Annotated in this window: 23 protein-coding genes and 1 tRNA gene; 14 read left to right on the top strand and 10 right to left on the bottom strand. The window is 62.0% G+C overall.

The annotated features are described in order from the left end of the window. Positions 1–65: 65 nt before the first annotated feature. The 3 genes from PYH37_RS12320 (at position 66) to PYH37_RS12310 (ending at position 2,959) form a co-directional block, all read left to right on the top strand. Entirely contained in the window at positions 66–497 is a 432-nt protein-coding gene (locus PYH37_RS12320; protein ID WP_280735229.1) for a carboxymuconolactone decarboxylase family protein, read from the top strand. Position 498: 1 nt separating this feature from the next. Then, positions 499–1,431 (top strand): RNA polymerase sigma factor SigJ, encoded by a 933-nt coding sequence (gene sigJ, locus PYH37_RS12315; protein WP_280735228.1) that lies wholly within the window; start codon positions 499–501, stop codon positions 1,429–1,431. 82 nt (positions 1,432–1,513) lie between these two features. Then, entirely contained in the window at positions 1,514–2,959 is a 1,446-nt protein-coding gene (locus PYH37_RS12310; protein ID WP_280735227.1) for an MFS transporter, read from the top strand. 97 nt (positions 2,960–3,056) lie between these two features. Here the strand turns inward: PYH37_RS12310 and PYH37_RS12305 are convergent, their stop codons facing one another. Continuing rightward, positions 3,057–3,722 carry a YiaD family glycine zipper/OmpA-like lipoprotein gene (locus PYH37_RS12305; RefSeq protein WP_280735226.1) on the bottom strand — a complete coding sequence of 222 codons (666 nt, stop codon included), beginning with the start codon at positions 3,720–3,722 and terminating at the stop codon, positions 3,057–3,059. A 237-nt stretch (positions 3,723–3,959) separates the two neighbouring features. On the opposite strand from PYH37_RS12305, the gene PYH37_RS12300 reads away from it, so the two are divergent. After that, on the top strand, positions 3,960–4,598 hold the full coding sequence (locus PYH37_RS12300; RefSeq protein WP_280735225.1) for an exopolysaccharide biosynthesis protein: 639 nt from the start codon (positions 3,960–3,962) through the stop codon (positions 4,596–4,598). A gap of 184 nt (positions 4,599–4,782) precedes the next feature. Here PYH37_RS12300 and PYH37_RS12295 read toward each other — a convergent pair whose 3' ends face one another. Then, positions 4,783–5,310, bottom strand: a complete 528-nt coding sequence (locus PYH37_RS12295) for a GNAT family N-acetyltransferase (protein ID WP_280735224.1) — start codon at positions 5,308–5,310, stop codon at positions 4,783–4,785. 2 nt (positions 5,311–5,312) lie between these two features. Next, positions 5,313–5,906, bottom strand: a complete 594-nt coding sequence (locus tag PYH37_RS12290; RefSeq protein ID WP_280735223.1) for a helix-turn-helix domain-containing protein — start codon at positions 5,904–5,906, stop codon at positions 5,313–5,315. Between the two features lie 180 nt (positions 5,907–6,086). Between PYH37_RS12290 and PYH37_RS12285 the strand changes: the two genes are divergently transcribed. From PYH37_RS12285 to PYH37_RS12270, 4 genes are all read left to right on the top strand, one after another. Continuing rightward, complete coding sequence (locus PYH37_RS12285) at positions 6,087–7,325, top strand: MFS transporter (protein WP_280735222.1); 1,239 nt, start codon at positions 6,087–6,089, stop codon at positions 7,323–7,325. A gap of 83 nt (positions 7,326–7,408) precedes the next feature. Next, on the top strand, positions 7,409–9,235 hold the full coding sequence (lepA, locus tag PYH37_RS12280) for a translation elongation factor 4 (RefSeq protein WP_280735221.1): 1,827 nt from the start codon (positions 7,409–7,411) through the stop codon (positions 9,233–9,235). A gap of 55 nt (positions 9,236–9,290) precedes the next feature. Then, positions 9,291–9,524 carry a type II toxin-antitoxin system CcdA family antitoxin gene (locus PYH37_RS12275; RefSeq protein ID WP_280735220.1) on the top strand — a complete coding sequence of 78 codons (234 nt, stop codon included), beginning with the start codon at positions 9,291–9,293 and terminating at the stop codon, positions 9,522–9,524. Beyond that, complete coding sequence (locus tag PYH37_RS12270; protein ID WP_280735219.1) at positions 9,524–9,820, top strand: CcdB family protein; 297 nt, start codon at positions 9,524–9,526, stop codon at positions 9,818–9,820. The genes PYH37_RS12275 and PYH37_RS12270 overlap by 1 nt, the downstream gene beginning before the upstream one ends. An 18-nt stretch (positions 9,821–9,838) precedes the next feature. Here PYH37_RS12270 and PYH37_RS12265 read toward each other — a convergent pair whose 3' ends face one another. The 4 genes from PYH37_RS12265 to PYH37_RS12250 all read right to left on the bottom strand — a co-directional run bounded on the left by PYH37_RS12265 (position 9,839) and on the right by PYH37_RS12250 (position 12,027). Beyond that, positions 9,839–10,348: a GNAT family N-acetyltransferase gene (locus PYH37_RS12265; protein ID WP_280735218.1), complete on the bottom strand. Its 510-nt coding sequence runs from the start codon at positions 10,346–10,348 to the stop codon at positions 9,839–9,841. Continuing rightward, entirely contained in the window at positions 10,345–10,923 is a 579-nt protein-coding gene (locus PYH37_RS12260; RefSeq protein WP_280735217.1) for a sugar O-acetyltransferase, read from the bottom strand. The genes PYH37_RS12265 and PYH37_RS12260 overlap by 4 nt, the downstream gene beginning before the upstream one ends. Next, positions 10,920–11,411 carry a GFA family protein gene (locus PYH37_RS12255; protein ID WP_280735216.1) on the bottom strand — a complete coding sequence of 164 codons (492 nt, stop codon included), beginning with the start codon at positions 11,409–11,411 and terminating at the stop codon, positions 10,920–10,922. The genes PYH37_RS12260 and PYH37_RS12255 overlap by 4 nt, the downstream gene beginning before the upstream one ends. 160 nt (positions 11,412–11,571) lie before the next feature. Next, complete coding sequence (locus tag PYH37_RS12250) at positions 11,572–12,027, bottom strand: DoxX family protein (protein ID WP_280735215.1); 456 nt, start codon at positions 12,025–12,027, stop codon at positions 11,572–11,574. Between the two features lie 192 nt (positions 12,028–12,219). Between PYH37_RS12250 and PYH37_RS12245 the strand changes: the two genes are divergently transcribed. Continuing rightward, positions 12,220–12,501, top strand: a complete 282-nt coding sequence (locus tag PYH37_RS12245) for an Rdx family protein (RefSeq protein ID WP_280735214.1) — start codon at positions 12,220–12,222, stop codon at positions 12,499–12,501. A 77-nt stretch (positions 12,502–12,578) separates the two neighbouring features. Here PYH37_RS12245 and PYH37_RS12240 read toward each other — a convergent pair whose 3' ends face one another. Next, entirely contained in the window at positions 12,579–13,205 is a 627-nt protein-coding gene (locus PYH37_RS12240; RefSeq protein ID WP_280735213.1) for a ribonuclease D, read from the bottom strand. A 225-nt stretch (positions 13,206–13,430) separates the two neighbouring features. On the opposite strand from PYH37_RS12240, the gene PYH37_RS12235 reads away from it, so the two are divergent. The 3 genes from PYH37_RS12235 (at position 13,431) to PYH37_RS12225 (ending at position 17,078) form a co-directional block, all read left to right on the top strand. After that, on the top strand, positions 13,431–13,757 hold the full coding sequence (locus PYH37_RS12235) for a hypothetical protein (RefSeq protein WP_280735212.1): 327 nt from the start codon (positions 13,431–13,433) through the stop codon (positions 13,755–13,757). Positions 13,758–13,977: 220 nt separating this feature from the next. Then, positions 13,978–15,009, top strand: coding sequence for a hydroxyacid dehydrogenase (locus PYH37_RS12230; RefSeq protein WP_280735210.1), 1,032 nt, complete (start codon positions 13,978–13,980; stop codon positions 15,007–15,009). 104 nt (positions 15,010–15,113) lie between these two features. Beyond that, a complete protein-coding gene (locus tag PYH37_RS12225) occupies positions 15,114–17,078 on the top strand; it encodes an adenylate/guanylate cyclase domain-containing protein (RefSeq protein ID WP_280735209.1) in 1,965 nt (654 codons plus the stop codon). Positions 17,079–17,195: 117 nt separating this feature from the next. Here PYH37_RS12225 and PYH37_RS12220 read toward each other — a convergent pair. Next, positions 17,196–17,282, bottom strand: a tRNA-Leu gene (locus PYH37_RS12220). Between the two features lie 340 nt (positions 17,283–17,622). On the opposite strand from PYH37_RS12220, the gene PYH37_RS12215 reads away from it, so the two are divergent. Together PYH37_RS12215 and PYH37_RS12210 are read left to right on the top strand one after the other, a co-directional pair. Beyond that, positions 17,623–18,192: a BA14K family protein gene (locus PYH37_RS12215; protein ID WP_280735208.1), complete on the top strand. Its 570-nt coding sequence runs from the start codon at positions 17,623–17,625 to the stop codon at positions 18,190–18,192. A 232-nt stretch (positions 18,193–18,424) separates the two neighbouring features. Further along, positions 18,425–19,471, top strand: a complete 1,047-nt coding sequence (locus tag PYH37_RS12210) for a coiled-coil domain-containing protein (protein ID WP_280735206.1) — start codon at positions 18,425–18,427, stop codon at positions 19,469–19,471. Here the strand turns inward: PYH37_RS12210 and PYH37_RS12205 are convergent, their stop codons facing one another. Next, on the bottom strand, positions 19,472–19,804 hold the full coding sequence (locus PYH37_RS12205; RefSeq protein ID WP_280735205.1) for a DUF6665 family protein: 333 nt from the start codon (positions 19,802–19,804) through the stop codon (positions 19,472–19,474). Positions 19,805–19,913: the final 109 nt, after the last annotated feature.

Genomic DNA, 19,913 nt, shown 5'->3' with positions numbered 1-19,913 from the left:
CACAGACCTCCATGGCCGATCGTCAACTGGTCGTAGGCATCAACCTTCCATGATGGAGATGAACCATGACCGATACGAAAGCCGTTCGCTACGACCAGGAAATTCCGGATGTGCTCGGCGCGCTGGCCGAGGTGCACAAGAAGATGGACGCCCACGGCCTCGACCGGACGATCCACCACCTCGTCCAGCTTCGCGCTTCGCAGATCAACCGCTGCGGCTTCTGCGTGAAGATGCATACGAAAGAGGCCCGCGAGGACGGCGAAACCAGCGAGCGGCTCGACCGCGTCGTCGTCTGGGATCAGGTTGGCGATTTTTCCGAGCGCGAAAAGGCGGCACTTGCCTGGACCGAGGCACTGACCGAGCTCGAGCCCCGCACCGATTTCGCGGTGCTACGCTCCAAGCTCCGCGAGCACTTCGGTGAAAATGAGATAAGCGTCATCACATCTACCGTCGCGATGATCAATCTCTGGAACCGCATCCAGATTTCGAGGCACTAATATGGCCCGTGACGACAAGACCGGCATATTTGAGGAGGCGCGTCCCCGCCTCCTCGGCCTCGCCTACCGCATTCTCGGCTCGCGCGCCGACGCGGAGGACGCGGTTCAGGACACGTTCCTGAAATGGCAGGAAATCGATGATATGGCTGTCGCAAGTCCGGCCGCCTGGCTCACCACCACCTGCACGCGCCGTTGCCTGGACCTGCTCAAGGCGGCCCACCGGAAGCGCGTCGACTATGTCGGCGCGTGGCTGCCCGAGCCGATCCACACGGCAAGCGACGACAATGTGGAAGAGAAGTTTGCCCTCACCTCCTCGCTCACGACCGCCTTTCTGCTGATGCTCGAACGCCTGACGCCGAAGGAGCGTGCCGCCTACCTGCTGCACGAGATTTTTGGTCAAGCCTACGACGAAATCGCCGCCGCTCTGGACGTGCAGGAGGCGGCGGCGCGCAAGCTCGTCTCGCGCGCGAAATCGAATGTCGGCGTCGATCAAGCGCGCTATCAGACACCACGCGAGCGCCAGGAGGAACTGTTGACGGCCTTTCACGCCGCCATTCACGGCGGCAGCATCGCCGGCCTTTCGGCTCTGCTCTCGGCGGATGTGAAGCTTACCGCAGACGGCGGCGGCAAGGCCGCAACCGTGCTCGGCGTCCTCTCCGGCAAGGATGCCGTCATGGCCTTCATCGCCGAGCGCCTCACCGAATATTGGTCGCACTATCGCTGGGAAACGGCCGACCTCAACGGCGGACGCGGCATTATCCTGCGCGGCGAGGGCGCCGACGAGATCGCTGCCACCGTTTCCTTCGGCCATGACGCGGAAGGCCGCGTTGCCGACATCTTCATCGTGCGCAATCCCGATAAGCTTGCCCAACTCAAGGGGCCAGCCTCCACTGAACTCAACTTTTGGTCGAAACCTAACCGCGATCGATGCTAATGGTCAGAGCGGATGCGGGCGGAAAAACCGCGATACTTTCATCCCGCTTCAACGACCGTATGCCGATCGACGAGGTTCAAACATGCTCGAGAAAAACCAGAACGTGCCGGCGGCGGGCGACGCCGGCTGGCACTCGCTCTTCCGCGGCGACAACGCCATCCACTCGCTCGTCCTCTGCGGCGGCGTCGCGCTGCACGCGCTCAACGTCTACATCGTCACGACGACCATGCCGTCGATCGTCCGGGACATTGGCGGGCTCGACTACTATGCCTGGAGCACCACGCTGTTCGTTGCCGGGTCGATCCTCGGCGCAGCACTTTCAGGGCGTCTCCTCGGCCGCATGGGGGCAGGCGTCGCCTATGCGGCCGGCGCGCTCGTCTTTGGGGTCGGCACGCTTCTCTGTGCCTCCGCCCCCGATATGCCGACGCTGCTTGCCGGCCGGGCCGTGCAGGGCTTCGGCGGCGGCCTTCTTTACGCGCTTGCCTATGGCGTCATCCGCATGGTGTTTCCCGCCGCACTCTGGTCGCGGGCGATCGGCCTGATTTCCGCGACCTGGGGCGCCGCAACGCTCGTCGGCCCCGCCGTTGGCGGCGTCTTCGCGGAATTCGGCATCTGGCGGGCAGCGTTCTGGTCCTTGCTGCCATTTACGGTGCTGCTTGCGGCGCTCGCGCTTTCGACCTTGCCACGCACGAGATCCGAACCACGCGAACCGCTGCCGCTGAAGCAGCTCGTCCTGCTGCTCGGCATCGTCCTCACCCTGTCGGTCGCCAGTGCGCGACCGACGGCGGGCGAGCAGGCTGCGGGCGTCGGCGCGGCGCTCGTCCTCTTCGCGGGGCTTATCGCGATCGAACGCCGCTCCATCGCCAAGCTCTTGCCTCGCGACGCGCTGAGACCATCCTCGCTGCTTGCGGCGCTCTATGCGACCATTGCGCTCGCGATGATCGGCATGCAGCCCGAGATCTTCGTTCCCTATTTTCTGCAGGAACTACACGGGCGGTCTCCGCTTGCCGCCGGCTATATTGCAGCGCTCATGGCGCTTGGATGGACCGCCGGATCGATGACCAGCGCCCATTGGCAGGGCAGCCGGGCGCGTAAGACGATCGTCGCCGGCCCGTTTTTCGGGCTCGCCGGTCTCTTGACGATCGCCGTGCTCATGCCGCTGACAACGGCCGACTTCGCCGCGATCGCCTTGCCGCTGTCACTCGGTATTGCCGCCGTCGGATTTGGCATCGGGATCGCTTGGCCGCATATCGTCACCGCCGTCTACGCCGGCGCGCCTGCGGGCGAAGAAGAGAAAGCATCCGCTTCGATCACGACCGTCCAGCTCTTTGCCGCCTCGCTCGGGGCCGCGCTCGCCGGCATGGTCGCCAATCTCGCCGGCATCGACGAGGGCACGCCGGAAGGAACCGCAGCGGCGGCGAACTGGCTTTTCTGGCTGTTCGCGCTCGCTCCGGCACTGGGTATCATCTGCGCCCGCGGCGCCGGCCGCAGCGCTGCTCTTGCGAAGGAGCATACGGATCGCCCGTAGACGGTGCATCAGGAACCACAAGCTTGGAAACCTGGCGATCGCCGCATGAAGGCCGCGTGGCATGCCACGCGGCCCTTCTCGTATTCTTGAGAAGGGATCAGCTCTCCCGGATCGGCGCGATCGAGATGTCGACGCGGCGGTTCTGCGCCCGGCCGGCCTCGCTGGCATTCGAGGCGATCGGGCGCTCCATGCCGTAGCCCATCGTGGAAACGCGGCGCTGGTCGATGCCGCGGCTGCCGAGATAATTGGCGACCGATGCCGCGCGGCGCTCGGAGAGCCCCTGGTTGTAGGAGGCGCTACCGGTGGAATCGGTGTGGCCGTCGACATCGATCAGCGTCTTGTTGAACTTGCGCAGCACGATCGCAACCGAATCGAGCGTCGAATAGAAGTCTGGAATCACCTGGTCACGGTCGGTCGCGAAGGTGATGTTCGACGGCATGTTGAGGATAATGCGGTCGCCCGCGCGGGTGACGGAGACGCCGGTACCCTGCAGTTGGGCGCGCAGTTCCGCCTCCTGCTGATCCATGTAGTTGCCGATCAGACCGCCGCCGAGCGCACCGATCCCGGCTCCGACGAGTGCCGCGTCACGCCGGCCCGCGGCACTGCCGCCGACCAGCAGACCGGTTGCGGCGCCGAGCCCCGCGCCGATCAGGGCGCCGCCAGCCGTATTCGACATCTTCTGTTCTCCCGTATAGGGATCTGTGGTGGTGCATCCGGAAAGGTAGACGGCCGCAACGGCCAGAATGGCGCATTTCTTTATCATCGAATCGATTGTCCCCATTGGTGCTCAAAGTTGCTTCATACTATCGATTAAGGCAGGAAGATGAAGAGGCATTCCATCGGAGCCGCAACCCGGCCTGGCATGCCTCGACACGGCACGCGGGAAGCGGCTCGGTGAAATCACCAGAGTCGCCACATTGCTGACCAGAGCACCCGCTAACCGAACCTTCACACGCCCATGCTATGCGGGCGGAGGGGTGAAAAAAGCGGGGACGATAGAATGGCGATCGAGTTCGGCGACAGGGAACGCAATCTCAGCGACACGCTGAACGGAATGATCGCTTCGATCAGAGGCGATACGATCACGCTGCGCGAACTGATGATCGAAATCGGCGAGCACGGCTTCCTGCTTCTTTGCGCATTGCTTACGCTGCCATTTCTGATTCCCGTTTCGATCCCCGGCGTCAGCACGGTGTTCGGCGCCGCAATCATTCTGATCTCGCTGGCGATCACCCTTAATCGCCTGCCCTGGCTGCCGCGGCGCATCCTCGATCGGCAGATCGAAACCGAGAAGCTTGTGCCGACGCTGAAGAAGGGGGCGGCGCTCGTCTCGAAACTCGACCGTTTCGTGCGACCGCGGCTGCATTTCCTGACGCAGGGTGCCGTCATGAACCGCTTCAATGGTCTGATGATCATGGCCGGCGGCGTGCTGCTGATGTTCCCGCTGGGGCTGATCCCGCTGTCGAACACGCTGCCCGGAATTGCCATTCTCTTGCTTTCGCTCGGCGTCATCCAGCGTGATGGGCTGATGGTGGCCGGCGGCTATCTCTTCCTCGTCGCCACCACGGTCTACTTCGCCGTGCTCGCCTATGTAGCCTTTGCCGCCGGTCAGGGGCTTTCAAACTTCTTTGTTTCGTAGGCAATCGATCCGACGCCCAGCGGCACCAGTATCGACCATCCGATAATGCCGATGTTGCCTCCATGGTACGGACTCGCCCCTCTTCCCGCTGCCGCGACCTTCCCCCGCGGGCCGAGAGAAGGGATGTTGCGGCATGGCCGCCAGTCCCTGTTGCCCGCTCGTACGGGCGCCACGGTGTGCTAAATTAGCTCGGAAGATGTTTGTAGAAGAAAGTCGTGCCACAATAGCGGCCGTCCGGCATCAGCGCGTAGTCGGGAACGATGCCGGCGCGCATCCAGCCGAAACGTTCATAGATCGCTTCCGCCGGTTCGCCGGTTGCCGTGTCGAGCACCAACACCCTCCTGCCGCGCCTCATCGCCTCGGCTTCCGCCTTCTCCATTAGGAGGCGCGACAGGCCGAAGCCACGTGCGTCCCGATGCACCAGCAACTTCTTGACGTCGGCGCGGTGCGGCTGGTTCGACATCGTGCCGATGCCGAGCTGCACCGTGCCAACCATCCGTTCATCGACCTCGGCAACGATGAGCACCGCGTCCTCTCTGGCAACGGCAGCGGCTATGCCTTCCCAGAACGGTAGGGCGTCCTCCGGCGGAAAAGGTTGCATGAAACCGACGGACGCGCCGCCTTCGACGCAATCCGAGAGGATCTCGGCGAGCGCCGGCAATGCGGCGCGGGTTTCTTCTTCGGTGAGCACGCGGATGTTTACGTCGGGCATGGCTAGACCTTGGTGCGGCAAACAATAACGGCGTAATGCGCCGGTTCGTCATAGGGGTTATGAAAAATGTGGGCCTGCTCAAGTCCGAGAAAGAGACAATCACCCGGTTCGAGCAGATGGGCCCCTCTCTCCATCGTCAATTCGAGACGGCCGGAAAAGAGCCAGAGGTGCTGGGTAATCCCACGGTCCGACGGCTGGCGCTCGAAAACGACGCGGGCTCCCGGCGGAAATTCGACCTCGACGATATCGACCGGCGAACCGATGCCCTCCGGGGAAACCGACCGGCGCAGGTAACCGCTTTCCGGGTCGCGCCAGAGCCGCTGCTCGGACCGCCGGGCGAGCGGTGAAGCATCCTTCGTCTCAAAGGCGAAGAGCGCCGAAAGCGTTGTGCCAAGCGCACTGCAGAGCTTTGCCAGAAGCTGCGCCGTCGGGCTCGCCTCGCCACGCTCAACGCGCGAGATCATGGCCCGGCTGACACCGGAGTGCAGGGCGAGGTCGTCTAGCGTGAGCGACTGTGCAACGCGCAACTCCTTTATGCGCTCGCCTATGGTATGTTCGATTAGATCGCCGATGTTTTCCATTATCTGAGAATGCATTTCTCGTATAATGGAGTCAAGCGCTGGACGAAGCCGCCAAATAAATTTCGCCGATGCCGCTTTGGCGACAACGCCACGACCGCTATCACGCTACGGTCGCCGTCAGGTCATTTCAGAAAAATGTTCCTTCTTCAACAATTTAGAGAAGTCTTATTGAGCATGACCGCGGGAGGACAGCATATGGATAGGCCCCCTTCGTCGCTGCTGTCGATTGCCAGCATCGTGGTCTCGATGACGGCTGTGGCTATCGGCAATGGCATGATGCTCGCCTATGTTCCTTTCGTGCTGACGCGGTTGGGAGCACCGGCCTGGGTGCCGGGCGCGGCGGTCACCGCCATCGCCTTCGGCGGCCTTGTCGGCTGCGTCATCGCCGGACCCTTGATCCGCCGCGTCGGCCATGCCCGCGCCTTCTCCTGCTCGATGGCCCTCGTCATCCTCTCGGCGCTGCTCGTCAGCCTCGGCGTTCACCCGATCCTCTGGATCATCGCCCGCGGTCTCTATGGCATCGCCGCGAATACCAATTTCATCATAACCCAGAGCTGGCTCAACCACGCCAGCGAAAACCACTGGCGCGGCAAGGCGATGGCGCTGTTCTACATGGCCTATGTGATCGGCCTCGGCGCCGGCGCCTGGCTCTTCGGCCGGATTCCGGCGGAGGGTAATCTTGCCCCGATCATCACGGTCTTCTTCACAGCAGTGGCCATCCTGCCGATCGGGCTGACGCGCCTGCCAACGCCTCCTGCCCCGGCCAAGGTGAGCGTCGATATCCCGATGGTCTGGCGGAACTCGCCCGTCGCCTTGATGGGCGTGCTCGCCTCGGGAGGGCTTTCGATGGTGGTGCAGGGGTTTACCCCGATCTATGCCGCCAACGCAGTCAGCCAGCAGGACGTCGCGGCGCTGATGTTCGTCATGCAGTTCGGGCTGCTTTTCATCCAGTATCCGATGGGCGCCTTTTCCGACCGCATCGACCGGCGCGTCGTGCTGATTGCGACCTGCCTGCTGGTCGTCGCGGCAGGCATGGCGGCCCTAACCGTTTCTTTCGCCAATCTCGTCCTGCTGATGCTGGTTTTCGCGCTCTTTGCCGGCGCGGTCGAGACGGTCTATTCGATTGCCAATGCGCATGCCAACGACCGGACAGATCCCGCCGACTTCGTGCCGCTCGCCAGCACCATGCTCATCGCTTGGTCAGCTTCGGCCACCGTCGTACCCATGCTCGTCACTGTGCTGACCCCGTTTTTCGGCCAGCGCACCTTCATCTATGCGGCGATGGCCGTTGCTCTTCTCTACGCGGGCTTCGTGCTCTACCGCCTGCGCAAACGCTCGGAAGAGGTGTCGGAAAGTCGGGAGGGCTTCGAGTGGAAGACGGCCCAGATCCCCAATGCCGGAGCTTTGTGCGAGAGCGAAGCCAAGCCGGAGTAGGCCGACGGCGGCTTCGGATTATCGTAAACGAAGCCTTCATTTCCCGCTTTGCGCCGCCTGAGAGCGCTGCTATATGCGGGCCTATGAGCACAACATCTTCCAGGACTCCCCTGTCGCATATCCGCAACTTCTCGATCGTGGCCCATATCGACCACGGCAAATCGACGCTGGCCGACCGGCTGATCCAGTCGACCGGCGGCCTTGCCGAGCGAGAAATGTCCGAGCAGGTCTTGGATAGCATGGATATCGAGCGCGAGCGTGGTATCACCATCAAGGCCCAGACCGTGCGCCTGCACTATAAGGCGAACAACGGCGAGACCTATGTGCTGAACCTCATCGACACGCCCGGCCACGTCGATTTCGCCTACGAAGTCTCACGCTCGCTTTCGGCCTGCGAAGGTTCGCTGCTGGTCGTCGACGCCAGCCAGGGCGTGGAAGCCCAGACGCTTGCCAACGTCTACCAGGCGATCGACAACAATCATGAGCTCGTCACGGTGCTCAACAAGATCGATCTGCCGGCAGCGGAGCCGGAGCGGATCAAGGAGCAGATCGAGGAGGTGATCGGCATCGACGCCTCCGACGCAGTCTTGATCTCGGCAAAGACCGGCCTCGGCATTCCGGATGTCCTGGAAGCGATCGTTCACAGGCTGCCGCCGCCGAAAAGCGACGGTGGCGACACCGCGCCGTTGAAGGCGCTGCTCGTGGACAGCTGGTATGACAGCTATCTCGGCGTCATGGTTCTGGTGCGCGTCATCGACGGAACGCTGAAAAAGGGCATGACCATCCGCATGATGGGGACGGATGCGAAATACCAGATCGAGCGCCTCGGCGTGCTGACGCCGAAGATGGTCGCCATGGACGCGCTCGGCCCCGGCGAGATCGGCTTCATCACCGCCTCGATCAAAGAAGTGGCCGATACCCGCGTCGGCGATACGATCACCGAGGACAAGCGGCCGACGGCCAAGGCACTGCCCGGCTTCAAGCCGGCGCAGCCCGTGGTGTTCTGCGGCCTCTTCCCGGTCGACGCTGCCGACTTCGAGGACCTGCGCTCGGCCATGGGCAAGCTGCGCCTCAACGATGCTTCCTTCTCCTTTGAAATGGAGTCCTCCGCGGCACTCGGCTTCGGTTTCCGCTGCGGCTTCCTTGGCCTTCTGCATCTTGAAATCATCCAGGAGCGTCTTGAGCGCGAATTCGATCTCGACCTGATCGCGACTGCGCCCTCGGTCGTCTACAAGCTGTTCATGACCGATGGCTCGGAGCGCGAGCTTCACAACCCCGCCGATATGCCGGATGTGGTCAAGATCGCTGAAATCCACGAACCATGGATACGCGCGACGATCCTGACGCCCGACGATTATCTCGGCGGTATCCTGAAGCTTTGCCAGGATCGCCGCGGTATCCAGGTCGAGCTGACCTATGTCGGTAGCCGCGCAATGCTTACCTATGACCTGCCGCTCAACGAAGTCGTGTTCGATTTCTATGACCGGCTGAAATCTATTTCCAAGGGTTACGCCTCCTTCGATTATCAGATCACCGAGCACAGGGAAGGCAATCTTGTGAAGATGTCCATCCTCGTCAACGGCGAGCCGGTGGACGCTCTGTCGATGATGGTGCACCGCATGGCGGCGGAAAAGCGCGGCCGCGAAATGTGCGAGAAGCTGAAGGAGCTGATCCCGAAGCACATGTTCAAGATCCCGATCCAGGCCGCCATCGGCGGCAACGTGATCGCCCGCGAAACCATCTCGGCGCTGCGCAAGGACGTGACCGCCAAGTGCTACGGCGGCGACGCCACCCGCAAGCGCAAGCTTCTGGAAAAACAGAAGGCCGGCAAGAAGCGCATGCGCCAGTTCGGCAAGGTGGAAATCCCGCAGGAGGCGTTTATCGCGGCGCTGAAGATGGGGGATGAGTGATTGTTTTCTTCTCATGAAGATGCGCATGTAGCGTGCGCATCTTCATGGAGCGAACATGACCAGATCAACCGCAAGACGCCCGACCAATCCCTCTCTCAATGACGATCTGCTGTCGCAGGCGCGCGATCTCAAGATCAATATCTCGCGCGCGGCAGAGGAGGGCATCGCCAAAGCTACCAGAGCTGAACAAGAAAAGCTCTGGCGCACGCAGAACGCGGAAGCGATCTCCGATGCGAACGCCTTTGTCGAAAAACGCGGACTGCCGCTGGCCAGACACCGACAGTTCTAATGGCTCGCTTTCACGTCTATCGCCTGAAGCAGGGCGACACGTTGGTGATCGATCTCCAGGCCGACCTCTTTGACGCGTTGAAAACCAGGATGGTCGCTCCATTCATTCCTGAAGCTGAATTCGGTCGCGCCATGTCGCGCCTCAACCCCCAGGTGACGATCGACGGCGAACACTACATTTTGGCGACGCACCTTATGTCCGCCATATCCTTGAGCGTTGGCGACATGGTCGCAAATCTGTCGGATCGGCGCGACGACATCGTCGCCGCCATCGATTTCGCATTTCAAGGCTTCTGATCACTCTCGACCAGCGTATCATCGCGAAAGTAGATAGCGCTTTGAGATGCGGTCGACGGGCCGGCCATCCCTCAGCGGCACTCCGCTTTCGACCTTGTAGTCGACGAACCCCATTTTGTCGTAGTAGGCCAGGCCGCCCATGTTATCGGCGCGAATGGTCGCGTTGATCACCTTGAAGCCCGCGGTGCGCGCATGCGCCTTTGTGGCGGCAAAAAGCGCGGTTCCGGCACCGCGAACCTTCGCATGCGGTCGGGCGAAGGTTCCGATATCCGCCCAGCCCACGGGGAGACCGTCCCAGCGCTCCAGCGCCTGAAAGGCGCAAGGCCGGCCCTCAGTATCTTCCGCGACGAAGCAACTGACGAAACCTAGGCCGCAAAGAAAATGCGAGGCAAAGCTCTCATGACTAAACGGAGTTTCGTGCGCGGTCGTGCCGCCAAGCCGGATGATCTCGTTCAGGAAGGTGCAAAGCGCCGGCACATCCTCAGTGCGCGCCGGGCGGATATGGATTGTTGTCGCCTCATCCGTCATCGAACGTTGGCTCCCCTTAACATGCTGTCATGTAGCCGCGCCGGGCTCCCCATCATCGTCGCACCCGCAGCCACGTCCCGCGTCACCACCGAACCCGCCCCGACGATGGCGCCATTGCCAATCGTCACGCCGCCGAGGATGATCGCGCCGCCGCCGATCCAGACATCGTTACCGATCGTGACGGGGCGGGCGATTTCCAGTCCGGTTCGGCGCAAGGCCGGGTCCTTGTGATGCTCGGCGCAATAGACGTGGACACCCGGGCCGAGCATCGAGCCGTTGCCGATGGCAACCGGGGCGCTGTCGAGGATGGTGCAGCCGGCATTCAGATAGACGCGCGGACCGAGCGTGATGTTCATGCCGTAGGAGCAGTGGAACGGCGCCTCGATGAAGACATCCGGGGCCACGTTCGCGAAGAGCGCCCTAAGCGCCAGGGCCATGCCGCCGCGCTCGTCGGGCGGCATGGTGTTGTGCCAGTGCACGGCCTCGCGAGCCTTTGCGCGCAAAGCATTCAATTCCGGATCGAGGCAGCAGTACCACTCGCCGGCGGCCATCTTTTCGCGCTCGCTTGCCGTCACGTCCGCTCCGATCCCTCCGCCTTCGCGCGCGCCCGATCGCGCCGTTCCAAACTCTCCTTCGGCCAGAGAGCTTTCATATCGTAATATTCCTCGAAAACCTGCGCACCGGGCGGCAGCGGCACCCAGTCGAGTTTCGAGCGGGTATAGATGTGCACGTCCGGCGGAAAGTCCGACGGGCGGTCGAGGGTCGCGACGCGAACGAAGGAAAGCCACTTGCGCCTGCCATAGTCGCTCCAGAGCGCCGACTGGCACTCGGCACAGCGATAGACGTCGTGCGGACGGCCGCTGTCGGTCGAAAGCGTCACCGTGACGGGCTCTCCCCTCAGGAGCTCGACGTTTTCCGCCTCGATGATGCCGTTCAGCACGAAGGCGCTACCCAGCTGTCGCTGGCAATCTTTGCAATGGCAGCAATGGACGAACATCGGCCGGCGCTTCAGCCGATAACGGATGCGGCCGCAGAAACAGCCGCCTTCGATCGATTCACTCATGGCTCCGCCTCCTCTCCCCGAGAGGACCATGAGTGAAGCCGTCGTTCAAGGAGTTTCAGGCCCGCAGGAGGAAGAAAAGCGGCGTTGCTGCGCGTCTTCCGGTCGTCACACTGCATGACATACGGCCGAATTTGCTGCACCCGTATGTCATGCATAAAGCTCAGAACTGCTTGCCGATTTTGGCGTCGACCGACTGACTGTTGGCGCCACGGATAGCAAAGAAGAAGGTGATCGCGGCCCAAAGGATCGACTTTTCGGCACCGCCGAGACCCTGGCCCTGGACGATGCCGTGGAAATAGACGGTGACCAGCAGCACGATGGTGGCAGCGAGGGCGGCTGGCCGGGTCAGGAAACCTATGGCGATGAAGATGCCGCCGAAGAATTCCGTGGCGGAAAGCAGCGGCGACCAGAAGACGCCAGGATAGAAGCCGAGCCCCTCCACCATGCCGACAGCGCCGAAGGGGTCGAGGATCTTGCCATAGCCGTGGGTGACGAGCAGCGCGCCGGCAAGAACGCGCAGCAGCGTTTCGGCGAAAGTGTCGAACGGCACGTAGATCTTTTCGAGCGCCGGCAGGATCGCATTCGGGCGGCCATTCGTAATAGTGGTGTCGGTCATCGGGTTCCTCTCGCAGATTGTTGCAAATGTCCCCGAGTCTCTTCCCGCACGCCGTCCGGAAAACAAGGGACCGGGCGATAAAAACATGACTTCTCAAGTTGACATTTATGTGAAGAGCCGGTGAAGGCCCGTTGTTCGGCCCAAGGCGCGAAGCTACTGTGCGAGCTGACAGATGCAAACAGGACATGTCAGATGAGTGAAAAGCCGCGCGTCACGATCCTCTATTGCACCCAGTGCAACTGGCTGCTGCGCGCCGGCTGGATGGCGCAGGAGCTCCTCTCGACCTTTGCCGATACGCTCGGCGAGGTGGCGCTGATCCCCGGCACCGGCGGCAATTTCGAGATTCGCGTCGATGACGAGCTCGTCTGGGAGCGCAAGCGCGACGGCGGCTTTCCCGGACCGAAGGAACTGAAGCAGCGGATCCGCGACGTGATCGAACCGGAGCGCGATCTCGGCCATGTCGACAGGACCTAGGCCCTGATCAAGCTGCCGATCATTGGCAGCCCGCTGATGCTCGTCGGCTGACCTGAAGCAAACTCAGGATCAGGGGCCTAGCTATGAGCGAAGATATCGGTTTCCTCCCAGCCGAGCAGATCGAGCTTGGCGCGCGTCGGCAGGAAGGTGAAGCAGGCTTCGGCGTGCTCGATCCGGCCATCGCGCAGAAGACGCGCTGTCAGCTTGTCCCGAAGCGCATGCAGATACAGTACATCGGAGGCGGCATATTCGAGCTGCGCCGGTGAGAGGATCTCCGCGGCCCAGTCCGACGACTGCTGCTGCTTGGAGATATCGATGTCGAGCAGTTCCTTGAGATTATCCTTGAGCCCGTGCCGGTCCGTATAGGTGCGGGTGAGCCGGGAGGCAATCTTGGTGCAGAAGACGGGTGTGGCGGTTACGCCGAAGGTGTGGAACAGCACCGCGATGTCGAAGCGGCCGAAATGGAAGATCTTCTGGCGCCTCGGGTCGGCCAGCATCGCGACGAGGTTCGGCGCTTGCTTCTGGCCGGCGGCAATGCGGATCACGTCGGCCGTGCCGTCGCCCGGCGAAAGCTGCACGAGGCAGAGCCGGTCGCGGCGCGGAACGAGACCCAGGGTTTCCGTGTCGATGGCGATCGCTCCGGTGTAGCGGACGGCGTCAGCTGCGGAAATGTCGCCTTCGTGGAACCGTATTGTATTCGCCATCGAAAATCCCCAGATCAACTAAACGTGGTTGGACTGTAGATCACGATCGTTTTGGACTGGGTCAACCCAAAACCATCGCGATCGCTTCCCAAGCTGGAGCGCGACGGGCAAGAAGCCGCTTCACGCTTTTGCTCATGCCGCTCTAGCGCAAGTTTGCCGACCGCGATACCCCGTGTCTTGCATCGGTGCGCGTTTGCCGGTGCCCTCCCCGGAAAGTCCGCAAGCATGATTCCGATTCGTTCCATTCCAGCGCTTTCCCTCGCCGCCTTGTTCCTTGGAGCCACCGCGGATGCGGGGCTTGCGCACGATGCCGTGCTGCAGCTCGCCCAGACCTATCACGACTTGCCGGGCGTACTGCCAGAGGCCCCGCTGCGGGAAAGCGAGAACGTGGTCTGCGAACAGATTTTCGTCGATCGCTACGCTCCTTTCGAGTCGTCCCGAGGTCCTCGCTATGACACTGTCTATAAATGCAGGAGAGGCGACGGCCCGGTTTTTCAGGGGAGCCGTCTGCCGCCCTCGCTCGAACGGCAGAAGCGCGGCCTGAACTATTGAGAGCGGATGAAAGCCACCATGCGGCGCCCGGATCGCCGCGCCGCTTGGTAAAGCCCGCTTCCTCGGACATACGACGCCCTGCGTCTTTTCAGACGCACAAAGGTCGCTGCAGCACTATGAATTGCTGCATATTTTGCCCTTAGATCGGCTCCGATCTAAGGACACATGCAGTAGATGAACGCGAAATGCCGTGGACAACGGCGCCGATTGGGAGGAACGCATGCCCGAGACGAACCGGCCGCTGGTCATCAGCGCACCCGCTCCACGCACGCTTGATCTGATCTTCACCGCACAGGCGCTGCGGCGGCTTCGCGAACGGTACCGCATCGTCGAGGCCGATCCGGAGAACATCGCCGGGCTCGGCGCCGAGACCCTCGCCGAGGTCGGATACATCGTCGGTCAGCCGCCGCTAGACGAAAAAACGCTCGAGCGCATGCCGAGGCTCCGCGCCATTCTCAACGTCGAAAGCAACCTGATCAACAACATGCCCTACGAGGTGCTTTTCCAGCGGGGCATCCATGTGCTGACGACCGGTCAGGTCTTTGCGGAGCCGGTGGCCGAGATGGGGCTTGCCATGGCGTTGAACCTGGCCCGCGGCATCGTCGATGCCGATATCGCTTTCCGCGAGGGGCGCGAGATCTGGGGCGGCGAAGGCAATCGCTCCGCCCGGCTGCTTTCCGGTTCCGAGATCGGCATCATCGGCTTCGGCGACCTCGGCAAGGCACTGAACCGCGTGCTTTCGGGATTTCGCGCGAAGATCCGCGTCTACGATCCCTGGCTGCCGGCTTCGCTTCTTCGCGACAACGATGTCGAGCCGGCATCGCTCGACACGGTACTGACGAAAAGCGATTTCGTCTTCGTCGTCGCCGCGGTGACGAGCGAGAACGAAGGCTTCCTCGACGCCAAAGCCTTCGCGATGATGCGCCCCGGCGCCGCCTTCATTCTATTGAGCCGCGCCGGCGTCATCGATTTCGATGCGCTGGTCGCGGCGGTCGAAAGCGGCCATGTCCTAGCGGCAAGCGATGTTTTTCCGGAGGAGCCGCTGCCGCTCGACCACCCGGTTCGCCGGCTTCCCGGCTTCCTGCGCTCGGCCCACCGTGCCGGCGCCCTCGATGCCGCCTTCAAGAGGATGGGCGAGATGGTGCTCGAGGACATGGACTTGATGGACCGCGACCTGCCGCCGATGCGCTGCAGGCGGGCGGAGCGCGAAACCGTCGCGCGGATGCGGTCGCGGCCGGTTACCGTCAATTGAGGGCCCGGCACAGTTCAACGGCGGACAATTTACCGGCTCTATGCAAATCCGGTGCGATATTGCAATGATCCATAGCCAAACCGGCTGCAAGGAACACCAAACGAATGCACGGCCCTGACGAGAATAAGCGTCCCGGGACCTGGACGAGTTCGCTGCGCTCGCTGCTCAGCCTCGTCATGGTCGCGATGCTCATCGTCGTCTCCGCCACACTGGTCGGGCTCGACTACCGCCGTGCGCGCAGCGCCGCGATCGAGAATGCGGAGGCCAATATAGGCGGCTTCGTCTCCCGCCTCGTCGATCGGCTCGGCGTGCTCTCCGGCGACACATCCGCGCTTGTAAGCCTTGTCGCGTCGGTCGCCAATTCCTTTCTCGTGCCGCCGCCGGAGCGCATGAACGACAAGGTCGCGGTGCTGCGCGAAGGCATCCTCCGATCGCCGCATATCGACGGCGTCTATGTCGGTTATCCGAGCGGCGCGTTCTTTCAGGTCGTCGATCTCGAATCAGTCGCCTGGCGGATGGCACTCGACGCTCCGCGCGGGGCGTCACTTGCCGTGCGCTCGATGGAACGGGACGGGAGCGGCAAGCCGGTCAGCCGTGTGATATTCCTCAACGCCGGCGGAAAGCGAATGCTGGAGCGCCGCGTGCCTCCCTCCGGCTTCGACCCGAGAACGCGCCCCTGGTACCGGGTCGCGGTCGATCGGACCCTTCCCGCGTCGACCGGCCCGTACGAGATGGCGGCCACGGGCAATCTGGGCATGACGATCGCGCAGGCCCACCACGGCAACGCGAAGATCGTTATCGGCGCCGATGTCATGCTGGATACTATCACCGATTTTCTTTCGAAGGAGCGGCTGACGGAGGGGTCCGTCTCCTTTATTCTTGATGCGGTCGGGCGGCCGATCATCCACTCCGATCGCGCCATGATGAACCGCATCATGGCGGCAAAGGACAAGGGCGATCCTATCTCGCCGGCGCAGAACGATCCCATGATCGAACGCATCCGGCTTCATCCGCCGCCGCCGGGCAGAACAAGCTTCGTCGATGTCGGCGACCGGACCTATCTGGTCATCGTCACTCCGCTCGAATCGGAGCTGCTGCTATCAGGACATCGGGCGGTCGTCGCGGCGCCACTCGACGAGCTGATGGCGGCTGCCAACAGCACGCTTGTCCAGGGCCTCGCCGTTTCAGGCGCGGTGGTGGTGCTCGCCGTGCTCTCGGCCCTCGTGCTCGCGCATCTAATCACGAAATCTCTCAATCAGCTCACGGCCAGCGCCAACCGGCTACAGGATCTCGATTTCACCACGCCGATCGACGTGCCCTCGCGTGTAACGGAAATCTCGATGCTCAACAGCGCGATGAACAGGGCCCGCGATGCGATTTTCACCTTCGCGCTCTATGTGCCCAAGGAACTGGTGCGCAAGGGTATCGAATCCGGACATTTCACCGGCCGCGTCGCGCGTCGCCAGGAAGTGACGGCGCTCTTCACCGATATCTACGAGTTCACGACCATCAGCGAACGGCACTCGCCTGAGGAGGTGGTGGCGATGCTTTCGGAGTATTTCGACATCTTCAGCGAGGTGGTTGCCGCCCATGACGGCACCATCATCCAGTTCCTCGGCGACTCCGTCTTTGCCATGTGGAACGCGCCGGTCGCGGACGAACGGCACGCCGAACATGCCTGTCGCTGCGCCCTCGCGGTCGAGGAGAGATTGCGCGCCTTCAACGAGAGACAAAAGACCAGGGGATTGCCGGAATTTCGTACCCGCTTCGGCATCCATACCGGCACCGCGGTCGTCGGCAGTGTCGGCGCGAGAGAGCGCCTGCAATATACCGCCATGGGTGACACGGTGAACGTCGCCTCCAGGCTCGAAGGCATGAACAGGGATTACGGCACGACGATACTCGCGAGCGGCGCCGTAGTCGCCCAATGCCGTGATGTTGTGACATTTCGTCCGCTTGGCTCCGCGCAGGCGAAGGGCCGGGCAACGGCGCTCGAAATCTACGAAGTTCTGGCGGCTGAACCGGTCGCCGAGCAGGAAGCAGGCGCGCAGACGGGAACGGCAGCGTAGCCGCAATGGCTGACGCCGCAGCCGCGTGGATCAATCGCCTCCGATAATGCAAAAAGCCCGGCGAACCGGGCTTTTTTTGCGTTTCATGATCGTGCGAGACAATCTGAAATGGGAATTTGGTGCCCAGAAGAGGACTCGAACCTCCACACCCTTTCGAGTACCAGCACCTGAAGCTGGCGCGTCTACCAATTCCGCCATCTGGGCGACGGACCGGCATGTAAAAGGCCGTGGCCGAAGTGTCAACAGACATTTTGAAGTTTTCGTAACGGATAGCGAAAAAGGCCGAGAAAGGTCGTTTGCCGGCGACGGACGCACCGACCGCGGCTGACCGACCCGCAATTTCCTTCCGGCCATGATAAGGTAAGAATTACAGTGACATGGCGGCCAGACAGGCGCATGCTGCGGAGACGGCAGTTCGGGGCGGAAATCCGGTGGCGCAGGAAGCGTTCTCGCACCCCGACGTCAAGAATAAACTTACGAAAACAAACGTCTATGAAGAAGGGACATAATCGGAGAGCAACAGCTTTCGGAAAGTGAGGAGAAAATGACGAAGTTCCGGAATTTCTTTGTCAGCTGCGCGTTGGTCGCCGCCTCCATGATCCCTCCTGTCGCGCCTGTTCAGGCCATGCCGCGTCCGGCGCTCGACATAGAGGTCTCGGGGCCTGCAGATGTCCAGAACGTGCGGCATCGCGGACGCTACGGTCGTCACTACGGTTGGGGACCCAGCTTCTATCATCCCTGGCGGCCGGGCTTCTATCCCGGTTTGGGGCCAGGCTTTCATGCCGGCTGGGGACCCAGCTATTATCCTGGCTTGAGGCCCTATCGCCGGTCCGGCTTCAGCCTCTTTATCGGGTCGGGATTCGGCCACCGGAGCTACTATCCGCGCCATTATTATTACGGGAACCGCTATTACTATGGAACCCGTTTCTATGGCCCCGGCTATTACAGCTATCGGTCTTATCACCCCGGCTACTACCGCCCTGGCATTATCCGGCGGGGTTATGGCGCGCATGCCACTTGGTGCCTGTCGCGCTATCGCTCCTACGATCCGGCAACCAACCGCTTCCTGGCCTATGGCGGCGTCTATCGGGTCTGCTATTCGCCTTACCGGTAAACGCGAGTACCCAAACGACAGCGCCGTGCGTTCTTCAGACGCACGGTCGCTGCAGCACTTTGAATTGCTGAATGTTTTTATTCTTAAATCGTCTCCGATTTAAGGAAGCATGCAGCAGGCGCTGCGGGGCACTTCCGCGGCGCCCGTGACCGGGCAGATAGGCTTAAGCCATGATTAACCTTGCCCACCTATCGTTTCAGGCACATGTGCAATCATATGCCGGATTGAAGCGATGCTGCTCCCGACACAGCAAGCGAGTGCGACGGTCTCGACCACTCTGATGGGCTCGATCATCGAGGACATCGAAAAGCGTCGCGCCGAGGAAGAGGAAAAGACCAAGGCTGCCAAGGAGGACAGGGTCCTCAGGGCGCGGATCAAGTCGGACGAGGCTCAGAAGACCGCCAACGACAAGATCAACAATCATTTCTTCAACCGTGCCGTCGTGGATGTCACCGAGCTCAAGCTCAAACTGATCGATAGACTCGGCGAACTCGTCGATCTTAAGAGAGCCGATGGCCAATCGGCCTACGCCTATGGGCGGCAGCTCGAGGAGGCGCTCGCCGATTTAGAACCGGAGCAGATCCGCACGATCGAGAAAACACTCGGTCTCGATGACCTCGACCTCTCCCTCGGCGAAATGCTGGCGGCGATCAAAAATCCTTATGGCATGGAAGACGACAAGCTCGAGGCGGCACTTCAAATGCGAACGCAGGATGGCGGGATGAATGCCATCGAAACAGCGAAAGTGCTGCAGCGGCTGGAGGATGCTGCCGATCCGAGGTCTCTGGAAGAGTTGAAGCTCGAACGGACGGAGAAGGACCCGACCCGGATCGAAGATGAAGAGACCCGCGCCGAACGCGAAAAGACGATCCGCGCGCTTGAGGCACAGGATAAGCTCGATGACGTTGAAGAGCTGCATGAGGCGGTGAACGAGCGGAACAGAGCCCAGATCGGGGCTGACGCCGAAGTAACTTCCAAGACGGGAGAAGCGATCGACGCGACGGAGGTGCTGACGATCCTAGCGGCAGGAGCGGAGATTGCGGAGAGCCAGGCGCGCAACGGCGGCGACAGCGACGAGCGGATCGCTGCGAAGGTCAGCAACGCCAGAGAGGAGAACGGCGCCATCTCGAAAGAAGAGGCGAGCCTCATGGCGGCGCTGCACGAGGATGGCGAGCAGGAGGACGAGGAGCGCGCGGCCGAGGCACGCGAACTGTTCGTTCTTCATGTCGACGAGGACGGTATCTACGACTACCTCAGGCGCAAGGTTGCCGGGGCCTGATCAGCGCTTTCGGATAATTCCGAGGCGGGCCATGACTTCTTTCGGAATGCCATAACGGCGAACCGCGTCGCGGCTGTCTCTAAGACCGCAGATTTCACGCTGGATCAGGAAGGCCCAGACGGCGTCCGCCGCTTCATCCAGGAGGCGCTGGCGGACACCCGGCTCGTGTTTCTCGCGATCGAAACCGTTTAAGGCGGCTATGGCCTTCTCGACCTTCAGACCATGCCGGCCCAGCGCATCGGCGCGCTCCGACATAAGCTCATATTCGAGCACGTTGACACCGCTCTTGGCGGCATCGAAGCGGCTCAGCGATTGCGGCGGGCGGAAAGTCATCGGCATCTCCGTGAACGCCGGCGAAGGATGGACCCGGAAGCGTTCTCGTGCAAGGGACGGTCTATGCTGCGCTCGGCCGAGAATATAGTTAAGACTTCATAAACTTCTC

This window comes from Sinorhizobium numidicum (assembly GCF_029892045.1).
GTDB classification, from domain to species: domain Bacteria; phylum Pseudomonadota; class Alphaproteobacteria; order Rhizobiales; family Rhizobiaceae; genus Sinorhizobium; species Sinorhizobium numidicum.
Note: the sequence above shows the minus strand (reverse complement) of the source record. Positions and strands in the feature narration are given on the sequence as shown.

Coding starts and splice junctions, on each gene's coding strand:
- PYH37_RS12300 (WP_280735225.1), top strand. CDS start 3,960: ATGGCGATCGAGTTCGGCGACAGGGAACGCAATCTCAGCGACACGCTG.
- PYH37_RS12225 (WP_280735209.1), top strand. CDS start 15,114: ATGCACGGCCCTGACGAGAATAAGCGTCCCGGGACCTGGACGAGTTCG.
- PYH37_RS12310 (WP_280735227.1), top strand. CDS start 1,514: ATGCTCGAGAAAAACCAGAACGTGCCGGCGGCGGGCGACGCCGGCTGG.
- PYH37_RS12270 (WP_280735219.1), top strand. CDS start 9,524: ATGGCTCGCTTTCACGTCTATCGCCTGAAGCAGGGCGACACGTTGGTG.
- PYH37_RS12275 (WP_280735220.1), top strand. CDS start 9,291: ATGACCAGATCAACCGCAAGACGCCCGACCAATCCCTCTCTCAATGAC.
- sigJ (WP_280735228.1), top strand. CDS start 499: ATGGCCCGTGACGACAAGACCGGCATATTTGAGGAGGCGCGTCCCCGC.
- PYH37_RS12255 (WP_280735216.1), bottom strand. CDS start 11,411: ATGAGTGAATCGATCGAAGGCGGCTGTTTCTGCGGCCGCATCCGTTAT.
- PYH37_RS12205 (WP_280735205.1), bottom strand. CDS start 19,804: ATGACTTTCCGCCCGCCGCAATCGCTGAGCCGCTTCGATGCCGCCAAG.
- PYH37_RS12295 (WP_280735224.1), bottom strand. CDS start 5,310: ATGCCCGACGTAAACATCCGCGTGCTCACCGAAGAAGAAACCCGCGCC.
- PYH37_RS12305 (WP_280735226.1), bottom strand. CDS start 3,722: ATGATAAAGAAATGCGCCATTCTGGCCGTTGCGGCCGTCTACCTTTCC.
- lepA (WP_280735221.1), top strand. CDS start 7,409: ATGAGCACAACATCTTCCAGGACTCCCCTGTCGCATATCCGCAACTTC.
- PYH37_RS12265 (WP_280735218.1), bottom strand. CDS start 10,348: ATGACGGATGAGGCGACAACAATCCATATCCGCCCGGCGCGCACTGAG.
- PYH37_RS12250 (WP_280735215.1), bottom strand. CDS start 12,027: ATGACCGACACCACTATTACGAATGGCCGCCCGAATGCGATCCTGCCG.
- PYH37_RS12235 (WP_280735212.1), top strand. CDS start 13,431: ATGATTCCGATTCGTTCCATTCCAGCGCTTTCCCTCGCCGCCTTGTTC.
- PYH37_RS12210 (WP_280735206.1), top strand. CDS start 18,425: ATGCTGCTCCCGACACAGCAAGCGAGTGCGACGGTCTCGACCACTCTG.
- PYH37_RS12215 (WP_280735208.1), top strand. CDS start 17,623: ATGACGAAGTTCCGGAATTTCTTTGTCAGCTGCGCGTTGGTCGCCGCC.
- PYH37_RS12245 (WP_280735214.1), top strand. CDS start 12,220: ATGAGTGAAAAGCCGCGCGTCACGATCCTCTATTGCACCCAGTGCAAC.
- PYH37_RS12285 (WP_280735222.1), top strand. CDS start 6,087: ATGGATAGGCCCCCTTCGTCGCTGCTGTCGATTGCCAGCATCGTGGTC.
- PYH37_RS12240 (WP_280735213.1), bottom strand. CDS start 13,205: ATGGCGAATACAATACGGTTCCACGAAGGCGACATTTCCGCAGCTGAC.
- PYH37_RS12230 (WP_280735210.1), top strand. CDS start 13,978: ATGCCCGAGACGAACCGGCCGCTGGTCATCAGCGCACCCGCTCCACGC.
- PYH37_RS12320 (WP_280735229.1), top strand. CDS start 66: ATGACCGATACGAAAGCCGTTCGCTACGACCAGGAAATTCCGGATGTG.
- PYH37_RS12290 (WP_280735223.1), bottom strand. CDS start 5,906: ATGCATTCTCAGATAATGGAAAACATCGGCGATCTAATCGAACATACC.